General features: G+C 44.7%; 20 protein-coding genes. 4 read left to right on the plus strand and 16 right to left on the minus strand.

Annotated elements, in window-relative coordinates:
• Positions 1 to 111: 111 nt before the first annotated feature.
• The 5 genes from ACXHJ1_RS03920 to ACXHJ1_RS03940 all read right to left on the minus strand — a co-directional run bounded on the left by ACXHJ1_RS03920 (position 112) and on the right by ACXHJ1_RS03940 (position 3,516).
• Positions 112 to 990 (minus strand): (Fe-S)-binding protein, encoded by an 879-nt coding sequence (locus ACXHJ1_RS03920; protein ID WP_107734784.1) that lies wholly within the window; start codon positions 988 to 990, stop codon positions 112 to 114.
• A gap of 154 nt (positions 991 to 1,144) precedes the next feature.
• Positions 1,145 to 1,600, minus strand: a complete 456-nt coding sequence (locus ACXHJ1_RS03925; RefSeq protein ID WP_019686012.1) for a MarR family winged helix-turn-helix transcriptional regulator — start codon at positions 1,598 to 1,600, stop codon at positions 1,145 to 1,147.
• 715 nt (positions 1,601 to 2,315) lie between these two features.
• Positions 2,316 to 2,624, minus strand: coding sequence for a hypothetical protein (locus tag ACXHJ1_RS03930; RefSeq protein ID WP_457905645.1), 309 nt, complete (start codon positions 2,622 to 2,624; stop codon positions 2,316 to 2,318).
• Positions 2,625 to 2,721: 97 nt separating this feature from the next.
• The gene (locus ACXHJ1_RS03935) at positions 2,722 to 2,844 is read right to left on the minus strand and encodes a hypothetical protein (protein WP_016819476.1); all 123 of its coding nucleotides are present in this window, start codon (positions 2,842 to 2,844) and stop codon (positions 2,722 to 2,724) included.
• Positions 2,845 to 3,183: 339 nt separating this feature from the next.
• Positions 3,184 to 3,516 (minus strand): hypothetical protein, encoded by a 333-nt coding sequence (locus tag ACXHJ1_RS03940; protein ID WP_016819475.1) that lies wholly within the window; start codon positions 3,514 to 3,516, stop codon positions 3,184 to 3,186.
• A gap of 141 nt (positions 3,517 to 3,657) precedes the next feature.
• Between ACXHJ1_RS03940 and ACXHJ1_RS03945 the strand changes: the two genes are divergently transcribed.
• Positions 3,658 to 4,026: a VOC family protein gene (locus ACXHJ1_RS03945; protein ID WP_016819474.1), complete on the plus strand. Its 369-nt coding sequence runs from the start codon at positions 3,658 to 3,660 to the stop codon at positions 4,024 to 4,026.
• Here ACXHJ1_RS03945 and ACXHJ1_RS03950 read toward each other — a convergent pair.
• The 3 genes from ACXHJ1_RS03950 to ACXHJ1_RS03960 all read right to left on the minus strand — a co-directional run bounded on the left by ACXHJ1_RS03950 (position 4,011) and on the right by ACXHJ1_RS03960 (position 7,953).
• Positions 4,011 to 5,675, minus strand: coding sequence for a CoA-disulfide reductase (locus ACXHJ1_RS03950; RefSeq protein WP_457905646.1), 1,665 nt, complete (start codon positions 5,673 to 5,675; stop codon positions 4,011 to 4,013). The genes ACXHJ1_RS03945 and ACXHJ1_RS03950 overlap by 16 nt on opposite strands.
• A 194-nt stretch (positions 5,676 to 5,869) precedes the next feature.
• Positions 5,870 to 7,162 (minus strand): homocysteine synthase, encoded by a 1,293-nt coding sequence (locus ACXHJ1_RS03955; RefSeq protein ID WP_457905647.1) that lies wholly within the window; start codon positions 7,160 to 7,162, stop codon positions 5,870 to 5,872.
• A 152-nt stretch (positions 7,163 to 7,314) separates the two neighbouring features.
• Entirely contained in the window at positions 7,315 to 7,953 is a 639-nt protein-coding gene (locus ACXHJ1_RS03960) for a flavin reductase family protein (RefSeq protein ID WP_457905648.1), read from the minus strand.
• Positions 7,954 to 8,051: 98 nt separating this feature from the next.
• Between ACXHJ1_RS03960 and ACXHJ1_RS03965 the strand changes: the two genes are divergently transcribed.
• Positions 8,052 to 8,741: an ArsR/SmtB family transcription factor gene (locus tag ACXHJ1_RS03965; RefSeq protein ID WP_102998337.1), complete on the plus strand. Its 690-nt coding sequence runs from the start codon at positions 8,052 to 8,054 to the stop codon at positions 8,739 to 8,741.
• Positions 8,742 to 8,753: 12 nt separating this feature from the next.
• On the opposite strand, the gene ACXHJ1_RS03970 is transcribed toward ACXHJ1_RS03965, so the two are convergent.
• Both ACXHJ1_RS03970 and ACXHJ1_RS03975 read right to left on the minus strand, forming a co-directional pair.
• A complete protein-coding gene (locus ACXHJ1_RS03970; protein WP_052679238.1) occupies positions 8,754 to 9,920 on the minus strand; it encodes a hypothetical protein in 1,167 nt (388 codons plus the stop codon).
• Positions 9,921 to 9,978: 58 nt separating this feature from the next.
• The gene (locus ACXHJ1_RS03975) at positions 9,979 to 10,578 is read right to left on the minus strand and encodes a dienelactone hydrolase family protein (protein ID WP_107734780.1); all 600 of its coding nucleotides are present in this window, start codon (positions 10,576 to 10,578) and stop codon (positions 9,979 to 9,981) included.
• 465 nt (positions 10,579 to 11,043) lie between these two features.
• On the opposite strand from ACXHJ1_RS03975, the gene ACXHJ1_RS03980 reads away from it, so the two are divergent.
• On the plus strand, positions 11,044 to 11,586 hold the full coding sequence (locus ACXHJ1_RS03980) for a GNAT family N-acetyltransferase (RefSeq protein WP_457905649.1): 543 nt from the start codon (positions 11,044 to 11,046) through the stop codon (positions 11,584 to 11,586).
• Between the two features lie 202 nt (positions 11,587 to 11,788).
• Here the strand turns inward: ACXHJ1_RS03980 and ACXHJ1_RS03985 are convergent, their stop codons facing one another.
• Positions 11,789 to 12,604 (minus strand): DUF2935 domain-containing protein, encoded by an 816-nt coding sequence (locus ACXHJ1_RS03985; protein WP_016819466.1) that lies wholly within the window; start codon positions 12,602 to 12,604, stop codon positions 11,789 to 11,791.
• 370 nt (positions 12,605 to 12,974) lie between these two features.
• Here ACXHJ1_RS03985 and ACXHJ1_RS03990 point away from each other — a divergent pair, with 370 nt between their 5' ends.
• On the plus strand, positions 12,975 to 13,955 hold the full coding sequence (locus tag ACXHJ1_RS03990) for an SPRY domain-containing protein (protein WP_457905650.1): 981 nt from the start codon (positions 12,975 to 12,977) through the stop codon (positions 13,953 to 13,955).
• A 355-nt stretch (positions 13,956 to 14,310) separates the two neighbouring features.
• Here the strand turns inward: ACXHJ1_RS03990 and ACXHJ1_RS03995 are convergent, their stop codons facing one another.
• From ACXHJ1_RS03995 to ACXHJ1_RS04015, 5 genes are all read right to left on the minus strand, one after another.
• Positions 14,311 to 14,961 carry a glycosyl transferase gene (locus ACXHJ1_RS03995; RefSeq protein ID WP_025363877.1) on the minus strand — a complete coding sequence of 217 codons (651 nt, stop codon included), beginning with the start codon at positions 14,959 to 14,961 and terminating at the stop codon, positions 14,311 to 14,313.
• 275 nt (positions 14,962 to 15,236) lie between these two features.
• Complete coding sequence (locus ACXHJ1_RS04000) at positions 15,237 to 15,965, minus strand: GntR family transcriptional regulator (RefSeq protein ID WP_016819462.1); 729 nt, start codon at positions 15,963 to 15,965, stop codon at positions 15,237 to 15,239.
• Between the two features lie 63 nt (positions 15,966 to 16,028).
• Entirely contained in the window at positions 16,029 to 16,811 is a 783-nt protein-coding gene (gene frlD, locus ACXHJ1_RS04005) for a fructoselysine 6-kinase (RefSeq protein WP_153794577.1), read from the minus strand.
• Positions 16,812 to 16,906: 95 nt separating this feature from the next.
• On the minus strand, positions 16,907 to 17,920 hold the full coding sequence (locus ACXHJ1_RS04010; RefSeq protein WP_019685995.1) for an SIS domain-containing protein: 1,014 nt from the start codon (positions 17,918 to 17,920) through the stop codon (positions 16,907 to 16,909).
• A gap of 160 nt (positions 17,921 to 18,080) precedes the next feature.
• Positions 18,081 to 19,427 carry an amino acid permease gene (locus ACXHJ1_RS04015; protein WP_017428053.1) on the minus strand — a complete coding sequence of 449 codons (1,347 nt, stop codon included), beginning with the start codon at positions 19,425 to 19,427 and terminating at the stop codon, positions 18,081 to 18,083.
• Positions 19,428 to 19,435: the final 8 nt, after the last annotated feature.

A 19,435-nucleotide genomic window follows, 5' to 3' on the forward strand; every position in this document is an offset into this window, starting at 1 on the left:
CTCTTTTCATCCGTACGCTCATAAAATATCTTTGTATTCAATATCGGAGTCCAGCCGTCAAAAGTTAACCTTCTTCCATGAGCAATTTGCATGAATCCTAGGAAAATAACACTAGTGAGCGGTCCGCATCGGATTCCGGCTTTCGCAGGGCACCTTGGTCTGGCAAAGTCCGCAACCGGCACCCGATTCAGCCTCACCGCCGTTTAACACTGCCCACTTTCGAGATTCCTCGCCGTACACAAATTTCATGCAGGCGATTTTGTCATGACCGCCTTCCTTGCTGATGGCCTGCACAGGACAGCGGGTAATGCACACACCGCAAATGCCTTTGCTGCACAGCAGACAGTTACCGGTATGGCTCAGGTTCGAGGATACTCTGACATCAGGCGGCACCTGCAGATCCGTTACTACAGACAGCAGGCGGATGGCAATTCCTTTCTCGGTGATGAAGCCATCGTTGATACTGAAGGTGCCGAGACCGGCTGCATACGCGATATGCCGTTCCGACCAATTAGAGACCGGACCACCTGTGGCACCGTGGATGTTGTACCAATCCGTATCCAGCGGCGCCACAGCTCGATAGCCAAGTCCAGTCAGATATCCCGCCAAATGGTGCCTTGCCGACCGCACAAAATATTCATCGCCAAAGGTCCGCAGCAGCGCCCACTCTCTGGAGGCTCTTGCTTTTTGCGCACGATTGGCCTTGCGAATCGTCTCACTGATCGGCAGCACAACACTGACAACGGTGCCTCCACCAAAACTTCCTGTGCCGAAGGTCCGTTCGAAGGCTTCCTGCGGCGTAGCATGGTCGAGGCCCACCACTCTTTTATAATCCTCAAACAAAGGATCATTGGCCTCTGCAAATTGAATAATCGGTTCCTCGTAGTAAGGGCTCTGTAATTCTTCGCAGAAATTGCCCTTGTCTTCGCTCACATAGGCCTTCATCTCGGCTGCGATAAGTTCTTTCATGTCTGGTACGGGCGTTACCATCCTATCCACATCCCTCTTCTTAAGTTATTGTGATTCTCTCGAATTCCTGGCGGATACCCGGTTACCGATGAATGGCTGCGTTACATATCTGAATCCCTATTCGTGTATATACACGAATAGGTCAGCATGGTCTTCCTTATTAGACGAAGGCTAATCACAGTCTCAATTTTTCAATTTTGGATAACAGTGCGGTCAATATCTGCAAATCGGCGCTTCCCAGTGACTTCTGTAAAAATAACTGCGCCTCCTCCCAGAGCTCTGCTGCATCGTTATATAACGCTTTTCCTCTCTCTGTCAGGGTAAGGCAGCGGTTCCGGCTTCCCTCAGCGGATGTATCCTCCACATACCCACTTTGCTCCAGTGCCTTCAAATTGCGCACAAGCGTGGTTCGGTCGAGTCGCATCTCCGATGCTAATTCGCTTACGCTTACCGGTCCCAGTACCGTTAAGTGCTTGAGCAGCGAAAACTGGCTGATATGGAGTCCACTTGGAGCCAGATACTGGTCATACAGCCCTGTTACAGCCATCGAGGCACGACGCAGATTAATGCATGTGCAGACTGAGGGCGAGTTATTCTGTGATGTTTTTTTGTCTTTCCTTGAGGCAGTCATAGTTCTTGTTTCCTTCCATCTTTCGTGTAACTACACTATTTCAAAATTCGTACGCTCTGTCAGGGCAATTTATCACAGCCTCTATTCTCTGCAAATGAAAATAAGTCTAATCCATTGCAGAAAGTGCATTATTTCCAGTCTACAATCAAAAAACCAAAAATCCCTTGTGTTTTAGAATCATTATTGTTATACTGTATTAGTATGTATTAACCCCATAGGATTCCACGCAAGAAGCTATACTCCTATCACCGCATGGAGCTTCTCCAAATTTTATGTATAACCCTAATGTAGAATTTTGAGCTTTTGCCGAAGATTTTCACATTCACACTGGCGCGGTCATCGGAGCCGCAAGGACGAAAGAGAGGTAGGGCTTTTGTCGTTTGGAAAATGAACAGAGGAATCAGACTGCCCCTTATGAACATGCTGACCATATAATACAAGGTAGCAGGGGTTAAATATATATTATGCCGTCAAACGATGAAGTTTGAGCAGGCCGTGCAGTATACGCAAGCTGCGCAGATCCTCCGGATGATCCCCGGGGGATTTTTCATATACGGAAAACGCATCTATGAACAAAAAAGTGACCCTGCCGATACATCGACAGGGCCTATAGCTTGATCAAAAAGGGGTTAATAGGGTCATTATAGTCTTGCTTTCTTAAAACAAAATGATATGCACCTTAAAAACTCATTAATTTTCCAGCTTTATATGGCTACTAATAATTCGTCCAATATTCCATACTACCGGACTGTATCTTTTGGGTAGTAGGGCGTCCAGCTTCCACTTGGGCAGGCTTGTAGCTGGAAGGACGCTCCCATCCTTCCAGTAAAACAATATGCTGGGTACCTGTGTTAGTTTCCCATGTGATATAGCGCTCTTGTTCCATATGTCGCAATGCAGCTGTAATTTCAGGGTCTCGCTTACCCGTTTTTGCTGACAATTCAGCCATTGTAGGCATATGGCGATGCTGAGCAAAATAATTATACAAAATACGTAGTAGCTTCCGTTCCAAATCCGGCAACATCGTTACCCCTCCTAAAGAACATATGTTCCCATTATAACACATAAAAATGCACCCTCCTACTGGAAGATGCATACGGGCTTGTATGCCCATGCTGAATTTAGTTTTTTTCCTTTTCCTGACGACCGATAGAGCGCAACCACCAAGAGATTCCTCCAACGCTTCCAAGCGCCAAAACCGTCAAGAAAATAATATAAAACAAATGAAATGTACGATCACTCATGGCAATCGCCTCCTTACTTTATGTATACACTTTCCAGCTAAGCCTGTAAACCTCTTTTTGATCCCACAATCACATTTTCGCCAAACATTTGACAATAGATACTTGCTTAGGATGCATCGGTGCACACTTATCAAAAATGGTTAATATCAAATAGGAGACAGATCAAGGAGGTTATCGAATATGAAGTTTCTATTGATCGTGATCATCATTGCGCTGATCGTTGTTTTGCTCATGAGAAGACGCAGATGAACGAAGACATCCTCTATGGTTAACTGAGAATACAAAAAGGGCTTTCGGTACATCACCGAAAGCCTTTGTTCATCTGAGGTTAAGGCTGAACTACGCCTTGTTCTTTTTGCTATATTTAATAAAAGCAATCACAAGCGCTATAGCAAACAATATTCCGCTGACCACCCATGTGGTCAGAAACGCCATACCCAAGCCGACATTAGCCCCCATGGTCGGGTGCTTCATAGCAGTAAACACCGAGCCCTGCATCATAAATATGGTACAGAACAAAACAACGGGTGCCAAAATAATTGTGCTTGCGGTCTTACGACTACCAGATACTGCAATTACACACAGAGCAGAAATCACCAAGATCACCCAATAGATAACTGCTTCCCAAATCGCTGAAGTGCCCACCTGTTCGACCTCTTTTCTATCCATCATATATACCTCTTCTATTGTAACAGACGTCACACAGTGAACCAAGCCATAATTTGATTAGAAAAGGGCTAAACCCTGCCGACAATGTAAATAATGTATAGTAGCAGACAAACCTACATAGAAGAAATGAAAGGAATGGATCTTATGAGAAGTGCAAGTCCTTTTGTCATTGTGAACGATGTGCAGCAGTCGGTTGACTACTACCAATCTGTTTTAGGCGGGAAAATCAAAGTACTGAACAAGCAGGACGGCAGGCTCTTACATGCCGAACTGCACCTGGGCAGCAGCCATATCCATTTTTCCGATTCCTATGGTAAACCACTGAAAGCACAGCATGTCCAAATCATTCTCGACTGTGAGAGTGAGGATGAGCTTAAACAGGCTTACCATGCACTATCCGAAAAAGGCACCATCACTGTAGAACTACAAGATACCTTCTTTGGTGCGCTGCACGGCGAAGTAACGGATCATCTGAATCAAATTGGATGGGTGATGAACTATTTCAAAAGATGATTACGTTTAGCCATAACTGAATACGTCTTGTAGCCGCCATCAACGTTTCTCACCCGATATCCGGATTGGGTTAGAATTCTGGCCGCTAGATAGCCGCGTAGCCCGACTTGGCAGGATACCGCGATCTCCAGATCACGGGGAATTTCCGACATCCGCTCTCTGATTTCGGCTAGAGGAATATGAATAGAACCTGGAATGGTTCCTCCTTGTAGCTCCACCGCATCCCGGACATCAATAACAAGGCCACCATTGCGGTGAAAATCATCAACTTCATGCCACTGTATTGTCTGGACCAGTCCATCCATGATATTCGAGGCTACGTAACCCGCCATATTCACAGGATCTTTAGCTGAAGAATAAGGAGGTGCATAAGCAAGCTCGATATCTGCCAGCTCACGGACGGTTAAACGGCCGCGAATCGCCGTTGCAATAACATCAATCCTTTTGTCCGCGCCATCAGCGCCAACAGCTTGTGCTCCGTAGATCATCCCAGTCTTCGGATGAAAGAGCAGCTTCATCGAAATGGGTGACGCGCCAGGATAATAACCGGCATGTGAACCAGGATGAATATGAATAGCCTGATAAGGAACAGCCAGCCGCTGCAATGTTTTTTCATTGTTACCTGTAGAAGCTGCGGTCAATGCAAAGGTCTTAATTACGGATGTTCCGAGCGCACCATCATAGGAAATCGGCTGACCATTAATATGATCCGCTGCCAAACGCCCCTGCCGATTGGCTCCCCAGGCCAGCGATACCATCGTTACAAACCCATGATTGCGGTCTTTGACCTGGATGGCATCACCTACCGCATAAATGGACGGATCACTGGTTTGCAGCTGTGCATTCACCTGAATAGCGCCGCGAAAACCTAGTTCCAATCCGCATTGCTTGGCCAACTCATTTTCAGGCACCACGCCAATCGCCAAAATAACCATATCCGTCTGAAGCATCTCCTCAGAGGTCAAACGTAGCCGTGTACCCTGTTCTTCAAAAGCTGCGACTCCTTCCTCTAAACGCACCTCCACCCCGTTCAGCTGCATATGCTGTTCCACCAGTTTGGCCATTTCAGGGTCAAGCGGATTCAACACTTGTTGTCCTTTATCCATAACGGTTACTGCAAGTCCACGCTCCCGCAAATTTTCAGCCATCTCCAGCCCAACAAATCCAGCACCAATTATCGTGGCATGCTTGGGTTGCCTTTCATCTACATATGCCTTAATAAGGTCGGTGTCATGAATGTTTCTTAACGTAAATACATTTGTAGCTTCATGTAGTCCGGGAATGTCTGGTATCATCGGTTTGGCTCCCGGCGACAATACCACAATATCGTACGCCTGCTCATCCATCTCTCCTGTGATCATATCGCGGTAACGGACAAGCTTATGCTCGCGGTCTATTTGTATTACTTCTTTCAGCACCTGAACATCTATATTAAATCGGTCTCTAATGCCTTGAGGCGTCTGGAGAAACAGCTTCTCCCGTGCCTGGATTGTCCCCCCAATATAGTAGGGAAGACCACAGTTTGCAAAAGAAACATGCTCACCGCGTTCAAACAGAATAATCTCGTCTTCCTCATTCCATCTACGCAATCTCGCCGCAGCAGAAGCTCCACCTGCTACCCCGCCAATAATAACTATCCTCTTACCCATTTCTTCTCCTCCTCATATACCCTATGGGGTATAATATATACCTATGGGGGTATGATGTCAACAAACAAAAAAGGCAGAGGTTACCCCCCGCCTGCTCAAACCCTAAACGAAACCCGATTGGAATCACAAATCACTTGCGACTGCTGCAAAAATGCCTTATCTCACTGGGCTAACTAGCCGCCAACTACTGTTTATTACTGTTGACTGGCCGCGATTGCCTGCTCCAGATCATACAAAATATCGTCTATCGCTTCGGTCCCGACAGATAAACGTAACAGCTCCGGTTTGACTCCAGCAGCCACCTGTTCTTCTGCGCTCAGCTGCTGATGGGTTGTGCTTGCCGGATGAATAATCAAAGACTTGGAATCGCCAACATTCGCCAGATGAGAAAACAGCTTTACATTCGCAATCAGCTTGCTTCCCGCCTGACTCCCGCCTTTGATACCAAAGGTCAAGATTGCCCCTTGTCCTTTTGGCAAATATTTTTGGCCCAACTCATAGGATGGATGGCTCGGCAATCCAGAGTAGCTGACCCACTCCACATCCTTGTGACTTTCGAGGTATTGCGCTACTTTCAGGGCATTCTGACTATGTCTTTCCAGCCGCAGATGCAATGTTTCCAAGCCTTGAAGCAGTAGCCATGAATTGAACGGAGAAATGGCTGCTCCCAAATCACGCAGCAATTGCACCCGTGCCTTGATAATGTACGCGATAGGTCCCACCGCCTCGGTGTACACAACTCCATGGTAGCTTGGGTCCGGCTCAGTCAGTCCGGGGAAACGACCACTCGCTTTCCAGTCAAACTTGCCACTGTCCACGATTACCCCGCCAAGAGACGTACCGTGTCCGCCAATAAACTTGGTTGCCGAATGCACCACAATGTCCGCTCCATGTTCGATAGGGCGTAATAAATAGGGGCTTGGGAACGTGTTATCCACAATCAGCGGAATACCATATTCGTGTGCAATCGCTGCTACAGCTTCTACATCCAGCACATTTCCCTGTGGATTGCCAATCGTTTCGGCAAATATGGCCTTCGTTTTATCCGTAATGGCTTGGCGGAAATTCTCCGGATCATCCGAATCGACAAAATGCACCTTAATACCCAATTTCGGTAGTGTAGTAGAAAACAGATTATATGTACCGCCATACAGGCTGGAGGCCGATACAATTTCATCTCCAGCTCCCGCAATATTTAGAATGGAAAAGGAGATCGCCGCCATTCCAGAAGCTGTGGCCAACGCGCCAGCTCCGCCTTCCAGTGCGGCAATTCGTTGCTCGAATACATCCGTAGTCGGATTCATCAGACGCGTATAAATGTTGCCGAATTCTTTCAGCGAGAACAAATCAGCCGCATGCTCAGCATCCCGAAATCCATATGAAGTGGTCTGGTACAACGGAACGGCGCGGGCAAAGGTATTAGGATCAATCTCTTGTCCGGCATGGACAGCGAGGGTTTCGAATGACAGCTTGCGTTCTTCTGACATGATTATTGCCTCCCTTGTTATACGTGCTGTATGAATCGTCTCTTCCTGTATGCGTAGTCTTGGATGATTTTTCAACTATTCTCGCACAAAAAGAACGATTTGGGAAGATAATTCCCATTATTCAGGTAGGATATAATAATTTTGTTGAAACATCAGGTTTCGGATCGGAAGGTTTTGCCCAAATGCTCACCCAGACCAAAATAATGGCGGAAATTATAGATGATCGGGCTCCACTTGGCCGGATCAATATGATTCTCTCCGCGGATCATATCCTGATGAACATGCACCTGTACGGCTTGGGTTTCGACGATCGCAAAATAAGGAGAATGGTCAGGAATCCGTATCTCCTTCACTGTGGCTTCGATTTGAATAGGGCACTCCCTGATTCGGGTGGGCTTGACCCTATTCGAGTCAATCGCAGTCAGTCCGCTGATCTCATACTTATCTTTTTGATATGAAAATCCATTTTTCTCTTTTTCCGCTGGAACGGGATTCTTGCCTGTAAAAGGAGCCAAACGCTCTACATTTTCCCACATGGAAGGCCCAGGAACATTGATTACACATTCGGGATGCCGCTCCATATTTTCTAATGCTTTGCCACCTGTTCCAATGCCTAGTACCACACAATCTCCTAATGCCCATGAGGAGGAAATAGGGCTAATATTGGTCGTTCCATCCTCATTCAGCGTGTTGAGTAAAATCACAGGGGTTCCGTAATATAAAATGCTAGGGTTTATCGTTTTTATGCTTGGGGTACGATTCATCTGATTTATTGGATTCATTGGGTCCATGTTCTCTTCTCCTTCTGTTCAGATCTGCCTCCTTATTGTAAAATGTAAACATTTCAACCTTCATCGAAGTATGGATTACAAAGGGGGATAACCGTGCCATGAGCACCCAATCGAATGTAGCCATGATTGCTTCTCTCGTCAGCGAGCCTTCCCGTGCAGCTATTCTCACCGCTTTATTAGATGGTAGATTCCACACGGCAAGTGAATTAGCCCATATGGCAGGTATCAAACCGCAAACCGCCAGCTTCCATCTGGCTAAAATGACCGAAGCACAAGTCATTACTGTAGAAAAACAGGGGCGGCACCGTTACTATGGCATTCAAGACCCCGAGGTTGCCCAGGTGATGGAGTCACTTTTGTCCATAGCTCCACCAGTTCCAATCAAGTCATTCAAGCAAGCCTCCGAAAACGAGGCCATACGGTTGGCAAGAACTTGCTACGATCATGTTGCGGGTCATTTAGGCGTACAAATCATGAGCTTTTTCATGCAAAAGGGGATTCTTTCCGAAGATCAGGACGGACTTCATATCACCCAACAAGGAGAGATTTTCTTCGCTGACTTTCAGATCAACCTCAAGAATACAAGACAAAAGCGTCGCTCCTTCTCACATAAATGCCTGGATTGGAGTGAACGACGCCATCATCTTGCCGGTGCTTTAGGAAGTGCTCTTCTAGACAGATTATTCGAATTACATTGGGTCGAGCATCTGCCCACAACCCGAGCGATACGCATTACAGCCGAGGGTAAAAGAGGTTTTAAAGAGGTATTTTCGATAGAGATCGGCTAAGTAATCATAGTTCTAATGCTTTTCTTGTTTCGCATTGGATGTTATGACTGGAGACAAAGACCTTTGTTTTCTCGTCAATGGCCGGACATAGGCATAATTGTTTTTTGGAGCCTTTCCTTTTGCCACACCTGCTTTATATCCTCCAGCAGCAGCCGGAATGGCAACCAAGGTTCCATAGGTTCTCATCGCCCGTTCAATTGGGAAAGATACAGAACGCATTCCATCGGTAGATCCGGCAAAATGAACTGCGGCTGCATAATTGTTCAGCCGATCGTTACTGTCATTCAGCCATACGGAACCCGAATCTCCAGGTCCAGTTCGTCCCTGGGTAAAACGAATGACGGTTTGATCACGGAAAATCTCGATTCCCGAATCGCCCCTCACTCTTTGTTCCACGCCAATCGCCTCCACGACTCCTCTGGCGAAGCCGTTTGTTTTAGCCATTCTTTTAAACGTCATCCCCAGACGATAACTCAATAAGTGCCCAGGTACGGTAATGAGACCACCACTTTGGTTAATCAGATACCTCGGATTAAGCAGACTATTTGAATTGGCAATAGCTATGGCAGAGTCCTGAAAGTTAACACCTGTCGTAGTAAGCGGGACAAATTGAAAAGCTCTCCCGATCTGATCCGCCGTTCTGCCGCCATCTGCCGGAGAAGGCTGAATGGTATTGTGAAATTGGTTTGTATTCGTTGGGACTAGGACATGGGCATTACTCAAAATAAACAAAGTATTATTCTTAATAACAATGAGTCCTCCGGTTCCTCCTGCAGTGGTGGGAACCGTCGTTCCTACACTGACCGCACCGGGCACGGGGCGCCATCTTTGGCGTGGGTTCGTTTGGGTAGGAGTCGCCGCTTCCCTTTTGAAGGAACCCACACCTAAAATTCGGATAGGTACCGCAGAAGCCTGACTTATATTATGAGTTACTGCCTGCAATTTGGTTTGCGTCACAGCCGAAAGATTTCTCAAGGTGTATACCACAATCGCCGCGCCCTTTGCCGGTCTATTGGGATCAGCATAACCTACTCCAATCCCTGTTACTCCGTTCCGTTTGAGCATCGTTCGCCATATCCGACTCTTCAGCTTGAAGGCTTGATAAAAGGTAGCCACAGCCACATACATCTCCTTTTCATAGTCAATGATGTATATACATATGACTAATCCGCACATCATGACTGTGCGTTTCCCCAGAACAGTGAAAAAGGTGTGGGCTGGAAGCAAACGACTGCTTTTATTGATCAGCCTTCCTAAAGAACTCTACCATTTCGATAAATGATTGCTGAGCTGAATGTACGTGATATCGGGGAGAGTACGGATCACTGAATCCGTGCTGTCCGCTGAATTTATGTACCCGGATATTATGGTTGTCTAAAGCTGAAATGAGCTCATCCACATTAAATGATATTTCTTCCTGTGGGAAAAAAAGTAGTGTTGGACAATGTGGAGTTATTTCCAAATAATTTCGAATACGAGAGCCGTAGTATCCTACGATTCCATCAACATATTTTTCTTTGCTACACAGCCAGGCAATCGTTGCCCCGATGCTAAACCCGACGATAAATACCTTTTTATAGCGAGCTTGAATACTTAACAATAAACTTTCAATATGATAAGAAGCACGTTCGAATCCTATATTTTTTATGAAATGGGCATAGGCAGCTTCCTCTTGCGAATAGTCAAAAGGCGTTTCTTTGCCTATTAAATTTGGACAAATCACGTCATAACCCTCATCTGATAATAAGCTGCAATAATTTTGTATATGCTGGTTAATTCCATAAATCTCATGCAGCACGACAATGAGGGTGTCCGACTTCTTATCTATGCTTATCATGTTGCCCCCTTAGGTTTGAATATAGGAAAACAATTCATCCGGATACGCATATTTATACTCTTATATTAACAACCTGCAGAAAAGCCTCATCAGATATTGAAGGAGTACCTGAGATTGTTGTGGTCTGAGGGATGATTTTGGTTTCCATTCCCCGTCTTATCGAGTCAGAAAACTCATCAAGGGGCTTTTTCTCTCTTGCCCGGGACCCTACGATATAAATCGCTATATTTCATCATTAGAAGTTCCCCATTCGAATATTCGCTCTTCGAGCACTTCGTAAGCATTATTCATACTTCCTAACCTCCCTTTTTTAGAAAATACTATATCCAATATGATCATTTCGCTATATGTTTTTAGTTAAAATCCAGAGACTGCTACCTGACATACACCACGCATCCAATCAAATTTGCATCTTCATCCTGTGATATAATTCCTTCAATATCATTGTATGGAAGGATGGTGCAGATGTCGGAGCAACAAGTATACGTCCGGTTCCCAGAAGAGGTGGACGTTGCAGAATTGACAGCAATGTACAGACGTAATCGGGAGTTCTTTGATACGTTTTCGCCAAACCACCAAGAAGAGCACTATACGGAGGAGCACCAGCTTCAAACGATTATTAAGAGTAAGGCTGACATGGTAGAGGATCGGAAATATTCCTTCGTGGTGTGCCACAAGGAAGACAATCAGATTATAGGCAGCATAGGTCTATCTTTTGTAGTAAGGGGTCCACTTCAGAGCTGTATGATCGGATACAGCCTAGACCAAGCCTATAACGGCAAGGGTTATATGACGGAGGCGGTGAAGCAGGTGGTTCGCTACGCTTTCGATGAACTAAAATTTCATCGGATCGTCGGAGAAGCCTCTCCTCGGAATCCAGGGTCCATCCGTGTGCTTGAGAAGGCTGGCTTTCACAAAGAAGGCATTTCTCGAAGCAACGTAAAAATTAATGGAAAGTGGGAGGACCATCAGGTTCTGGCGATTATCAATCCATCAGAGGATATCTAAGTTTAGTGAATATTGGTCTTGAAAGTTAATGGAAAAGAAAAGTTATGACAACCTATTAGAATGCGTTAGTTGAATGACAACAGCGACAGTCTAAGACTTTACTTTTTAAGTCTTGTTCTGCCGCTGTTTGAATTTTTGCTCAATCTAAAACTTTATTTCCAATGCACATTTTACAGAAACTATATTCGTTTTGCTGGGAATCTCAGTGCATGATTTCTTTCTTATTCACCTTAACGCCGGATAAGGACTGATCAAACATTTCGAGAATAAAGAGGAAGCGCTCAGCTTCACGAAATACATGATCAGCTAATAGAGGATGGATAATGCTTTTTATTCGGCACTCGTCGATCAAATCACGCGCTGTTTTCTTAAAATCTCGCAAGGACTTAACAGAGATACGGTTTTCATCCACAAATTGACTCAGAAGTGGAACGGTCTGCGACTGTGGACGCATATAACTTAAATCAATCGCCTGAAACATCAGTGTATCAAAGTCATTACTAAACTCCCTAGCTTGTTCAACCAGTTTGCGTTCGGATGGATCCAGCAAATGGCCTATGAATTTTGCGTGATCGGCCATGATCTTTAAGAAAAAAATATTTTCATCAATAATAGCATCGGGTAGTGGTTCAAGCGTTCCTGAATTAAGTTCCCCTAAACGATTTCTGAAATAATTCGCTTCCCGGCTTACATGGTCTACCAGTAAGGGAAAATTGGTTTGTCCAGGAAGTTTGCATTGTAATATAAGCCCCAATACCATTCTCTTAAATGCCCAAATATTTGTCGCCGCATTCTGTACTTCCGTATTAAACTCTTTGATTGTATAAGGATCTGTATTGATATTAAATTCATACGATCTTTTCTCAATATCCTCAAAAATAGCGTAAAACCGATTGGCTTCTGTTTTAAGTTGAGTATCTTCCGCTCTAAAGCCTAACCCCAGAAAAAAGGAATGCTCCTTCATAATCCTGGACCAAAAACGTATTTCATCTAATGAGCGTGAAACAAATGCATCCAATGATATCCCTCCTCTAAATGAGCAAAAAAGCACTTACTTAGTCATATGGGATATGACAGGTCATTATGAATATCGAAGTTCAACGTCTCATACGAATCCAATTCCGAAATTGAGTCGGAGTTATTAAATCATTCAGGGTTTTCTTCCGCTACCAAGTCTACCCGAAACTCAAGCTGGTCTCTCATAAAAATTTTACCTGCTATCCTGACCGATTCTGGCTTAATCTCCTCTACTATTCCCCCATAATCCTCACGAAAAATTAAATTCCATAATATAACTCATATTTGAATATATATCATTTAATGTTTGGACAATTATCCCACTCAAGTTCTATAATTCACTTGTTATTACATAATTTTAGGAGGAAGTCATGAAAAATCTTTATAAAAAACTAGGAACAATAGTGTTAGCTCTTCTTATTGGAGCTTCGGTGTTCTCATTGTTCCCCACTGTTACAAAAGCTGAGACTACAAATGTGACTTGGTCCGATGGATCTCTAACAAAAACCATAACTGAATGGAACCAAACCGATATTGCTAATGTAGGTAAAAGCTCAGGGAAATGGTATTGGGAGATAAAGCTTGATGGTGGATATGGTGAAGTTGGATTATTCGGTCCAGGCAAACCACCAATTAGGTATGAAGGGTATAACGGAGTAAATTATGGGCCTACAAATGACTCTATTAAAGCTGGAAGTTATAGTTACGGGAATGTGTATACAGTAAATGATGTTATATCTGTTGCTTTAAATCTAGAAAATGACACACTAACCTTTTATAAAAATGGTATCTCACAAGGGGTCTCGAAATATACTCCTTCTTCACTAGGTAAGACTGTATATCCTTATATAAGAAACCCTCAAGATCAACCTGCTACTTATACTGCTAATTTTGGGGCAAGTGATTTTAAATATCCAATTCCCGAAGGATTTTTGCCTTACCAAGAATCAAGTACATCAACAACACCTAATCCGTCCACAACACCGGATCCATCTACAAAACCCGATCCATCTACAACACCTGATCCATCTACGGCGCCTGGTTCATCTACAACACCTGGGTCATCCACAACGCCAGATCCGTCGGATACAGATGGTTCCTCACAACCAACTGGTGACCGCGCCATTCTAACTGTAACGATGGACAATGGATTTGATAAAGAATTCGATCTGAGTAAAAAAGAATTGAATGCCTTCATCGCTTGGTATGACGCTAAAGATGCGGGCAGAGGTGCTTCATTATTTGCCATCGATAAACATAATAATAACAAAGGCCCGTTCAGCAATCGCAAAGACTACGTAATCTTCAACAAAATTCTCACATTCGAAGTAAGTGAGTATTCAACCAAATAAACTTTATGAAGGACTTCATATCGGCTAATATGCCATTGAAGTCCTTTTTTCATCTACTCATATCTAAGTCACGCTTAAATTGCTTTACGTACAATATACCTTTTAGGCAAAAGATTTGTAAACCGCCTATTTTCAATAAACCTACACTTGCCTTCCAACTTGATTTGGATTAAGATCCATATTTTTAGTGTACCCTTGTTCATACTCTAATTAAAAGTCATTAATTATTATGCTTTTCCAAAGAAACGCTAGCTGTCAGGTAATGTCTATCTCATAACATGAAAAAAGCTTTTCATAGCCACCTTTGGGGTGATTATAAAAAGCTAATCTGCTTTGCGGCGACTGCACCACTCGCTTAAAATTTTTCTGGAAACTGTTTGACAATGCCTTCTGTCAGGATATCCGCTAAATGAATCATATGGATCTCATTTTTATCGGTTGCGGCAATATCTGCTTTCCAGTCTCCTTTGATACAGTTAAGGACTATTTCCGTAATCAACTGAAGGTGCGTATACAGCATATCTTGTAGCGTTTTGAACTGCCAGTTCGGATTCGCTTCACTTAAAAATTTAGCAATATCGTCGGCGTTTGTATGCCAATCCGCCTCTAGCTTTTTCACGTCCGCCTGATTGCCCGCTTTGGCAGCCGCTACGATTTTCCCTGCGATCAAAATATGCTCTCTCAGAAGATCAGCCAGCTTATTCCCAGCAGCTTCCCCATAATAAGGCTTAATCACGTTGCCTATATCCTGTTGGTTCCGTAAAAGTCGGTCCAATACATCCTTTTGGTCTGGACGATTAGATATGGCGCTGACAATATAGCTTCTCGTCCATATCGTATGATCGATCCATACCTTCTGCATATCGACTTTCAGTTGCACCATTTTGGGACTTAGGCAAATGTTCCCCTTATCCTCCCCCGCCTTCGCTTGCACGACAACTAGTGGATTCATGCTAAAAACGAGCGCCAAGGTTAACGACAATGCCAGTAACCATTTATTTTTCACATTCTTCTGCTCCTCTTACGTTTGGATTAAACAGGCTGTCTTATTATGGTTGAAATATCTAATTCTATACCACCCCTGCAATCATCTTACAAAAACTTGATTTCGTATTTCAACACACAAAAAAGGCCTGCCGGTGGTAAGCCAGCAGAGCCTATGACTCCATGGTCCAAGTAAAAGAAGCAATTCTGATGAATAAAGCTACGTCCTGGAGTACCCGTATAATCGTTTCGAAGCTAAATCCTTTTTGGAAAATAAGCCATGCTGATGGGCATAACCTATTTTGCCCGGTGGACCGTCAGGTTGACCCGATTCGTCTCACACATAAATGTAGAGAGATGAACAGGCTCATCGTTTGCATCAAAAGCAATTTTCAATATCCGGAATAAGTTCGCCCCGATATCACATTCCAGAAATTTCGCATAATCTTTAGTCGCACCGATCACATCAATGATCTTGTCATTGCTCACGATCTCGGTGTTATAATCCTCCGCCAGAATCTTGTAAGTCGATTCTTTCATTGCGATCTTTTTTTCCAAATCCGGAAACCGGGTCAGCGAATAATGGGCTATATCATAAAAAAGCGGGCGGTCATCTACATACATCAAGCGTTCAAGCTCCAACACAGGGCTGCCTTCTTCAATAAGAAGATGTCCAGCCACCTCTTCAGATGCCGGGATTACTTCGCTTCTTAATATCCGTGAGTTTGGAATCATGCCCAGCTGGTGGCTGAACTCCGAGAAACCGCTTACGGATAACAGTTCATTATGAAATTTGTTGGAGGCCACAAAGGTGCCTCTACGAGGAATTCGCGTCAGGGTTCCTTCCCGCACAAGCTCCTCAATTGCTTTCCGTATAGTGATTCGGCTTACACTATAAGTATCACAGAGTTCTGCTTCGGTTGGAATCTGTTCATCCGGTTTGTACCGTCCGTCCTGGATATCGTTCTTCAACATTTGCCTGATCTGCATGTACAGCGGCTGGGGGGTTGAAGGATTCAAATTCATGGTAAATTCATCCTTATCCATCAATGATTATAATAAGTATTATACATTGATGATCATCTCCAGTCACCATGCACCGAAATAACCTATCGTCTTCCCAGCTGTAATTGTCCCAAGCTCCAAGCAGTTCTCTGTTGAAAACCCTTTCATTCTACCGTAAAGGAACCCGGCAATGAAAGAATCGCCAGCTCCCATCGTATCCACGACGTTCACCTTACCCACGCCGTGTGGAAAGAATTGTTCCCCATCGTAAGCAAGCGAACCATTCTCCCCCAAGGTAGCCACAGCAATCTGCGCTCCTCTTTGCTTGACCTTTACCAAAAGTTGGCGGATATAGTCATCATCCTGAGTGTACGAAAAGAATGGATAGTCTACGTAGGGCGTTAATGTCTGTACCTGATCATCCTGCAACTGATCCGAGAAATCAAAGGAAGTGATCAGGCCCTTTTCCTTAAAGAGAGGAAAGTACGGATCGGCATGGCCCCATATCCCTGAGTGGACAAGCTGATAATGGCCAGCAAAATCGATCTCTTCTGCTGTAAGGAAAAACTGTGCCATAACTCCCTCGTCGTATTCGCCGAGCCTCCGGTCATTCTCCACCATCTCCACGTAGGTTACCGCTGTTTTTCCGTCCTTTTTTAAAATTCGGGAAGTATCCACACCCTTGTCCTGAATAGCCTGGATCATGATCTCCCCATAAATGTCGGTGCCCACCCAGCCCAGATAGGCCGTCTTTGCACCCATTTCAGTTAAATAGACGGCCACATTCACCGGATTGCCTCCAGGATAGGCTTTGCCGCTTGCTTGATAGACATCCATGCAGTTATCCCCGACTGTAATGATTCTCATCTTGCTCCCGCCTTCCCTGCTATTAAAGAATGAGCACTACGAAGTAGTGCTCAAATCAAATGCATCAATATAGAATGAACTAAAGACTGCGTATCTTAATATTCCATTTGGCGATAGTATCTTCTAAGTGTTAATGGATGATTTCTCTCACGCTCCAGATAGGCGCTGATACGGCTTAGTACAGACCAGTTGATACTTACGGCAAAATGCTTTCTGAACTCCTCGCTAATGCCTTCCATGGCAAAGTCTTTGGTATCAATAATGGTCAGCTTCTTCGTAATCTTCTCAGCGAATCTTTCCACCCGATCCATCAGTGGTCTTGTCTCATCTTCGCCTTTCAGCAGAATAACACTGGTATCTTCAACCACAAGCTCAAGCGTGCCATGGAAGAATTCCGCCGCATGAATCGACTTCGCATGAATCCACTGCATTTCTTCCAGGATACACATCGCGTAGGAGTACGTGTTCCCCCACAGGTTGCCGGAGCCAACCATCATATGATAGTCAGTATCTTTATGTTCTTTTGCAAAAGCTTCCGCTTTAGGGTCAAAGGTTTTGACTGCGTCCAGAATCGCACGCGGCAATAAGGCAACTTCCTTCGTGAACTGTTCATATTGAGGGAACTCATTGTTGTTATACATGAACCGGAACACAACCATGTACAGGAGCATGAAGAATGTATCAAAGGAATGTTTCTCCGAGCCGGTTGTGATACAGTGATCTACAATTTTGGTTAATGGAGTATCCCTTTCTGCCACAAGTGCAATCGTAGTCGCTCCTCGTTCCTTACAGAACTCGGCTGCCGCAACGGTCTCCTGCGTGGTTCCCGACACAGATGTAAAAATACATACGGAATCCTTACTGAAATGTCTGTTGTTCATCACCATAAACTCAGCAGCAATCGCCGCATGCACATCGATGGTCGAGTTTGATTTCAGAATATACTCATAAGGATACATCATCGCAATTGTGCCACCCGCACCAATCAGAAAAATATTGCTGTACCCTTTCTTGGCAATCCCGTCTACAATCTCTTCAATTTGTCCTCTAAAGGCCAGGCCCTCTTGTTCCACAAGCTTAAGGAATAACTGTTCGTCAAAATTCAACATTTACGTTCCCTCCCTATACTGGATCGGTTCCCCTCCAATATCATCCATTTTTATTTATTATATATAGTATCATAACCAGACAATACAATTAAAACAACTATTTTTGTTAAATCTGAAGGAAATCAGCGAGTCAGCATCGGCCCCCTTCAGTTCATCCGGACTAAGTCACTATATTACTACTGTCATGACTGCTTTTAGATCCATACTTCTTCTCCCAGTAGTAATACACAGGCAACCCCGTTGCGATGACTATCGCCGCGGCAATCATGCCCTGCACTGGAGCCCACGTAAAGGTTCCCCAAGCCAGCCATCCTGCCCCAAGGATAGCCAGGATAGTAGTTACTCTCCACATTGGCATGCGGTAAATCGGGTTATAATCCTCTCTCTTACGGCATTTATAGACCGCGGCAAAGTCCAGAATGTTAATGACCAGCTGAATCAGCGTGAAATAACCCAGCAGTTCGGTTAAATTGCTGAAGAACACAAGAATACAGGCCAACGTAACCTGAGCAATAATCGAAAAGCTTGGTGTTTCGAATTTGGGATGAACTTTCGCAAAACGCTGAAAGAACAGCCCATCCTTCGCCATGGCATACTCCAGGCGAGGCTGAAACATAATGCAAGAACTCAAGGAACCCAGGATAACAATAATCGCGGTAACAGCTACAAAAGATGAGGCCATGCCGGATAATCCGGGAATGTACTTGACGGCGTCGGACACAGCGGAGCTGGAACCCATCAGTTTATCGAACGGCATTAGGCCGGTGACACATACCGCAAGCAGCGTATATAAACCCAATACAATCAGTACCGAACTAATTAAGGCCCGAGGGAGAACTTTCCCTGGATTTTTGAATTCTCCAGCCATAAAACAAATGGCGGCCATTCCCGTGTAAGCCCACGTCGTGGCAGATACGCCACCAATTAAGCTTGAACTTGTCGCTCCTGCGACGGGCGTGTAAGCAAAGTTGTCAAAGTTCATATACATGAGGCCCAGCACAATGACAATCAGGAAAGGGATGATTTTGATAGCCGTAATAATGACCTGAAAACTACCGCCTGCCTTAACACTACGGTAATGGATGGACGTGATGATCAGAATGATCGCTACTCCTAGCAGTTTACCGGCAATTCCAACGAAGAAAGGGAAGAAGCTCGCCAGGTATGCAACAATGGCCAGAGCCATAATTGAAATGGACGGAGGATCGAGGGCCCAGAAGGTTGCCCATCCGTATAGAAAAGCCAAAGGCCTCCATCCTGCTTTATTCAAGTATACGTAACCGCTTCCATTTTGCGGGTAGGCAGTCGCCAACTCAGCCAGCACCATGACCTGAGGAATCGCAATAACTCCACCAATAATCCAGGCTAGAATTGAGATCGAAGGCATACCCGCAGCTTTTGCGACATCACCGGAAGAGACGAAGATTCCGGAACCTACCGTAGTTCCAACAGCGATGGCTAGGGCCGACCAAAAGCCCAGTTTTCGTGTAAGAGAGTCATTACTCATAACGAGTT

The organism is Paenibacillus sp. ALE2, assembly GCF_054113385.1.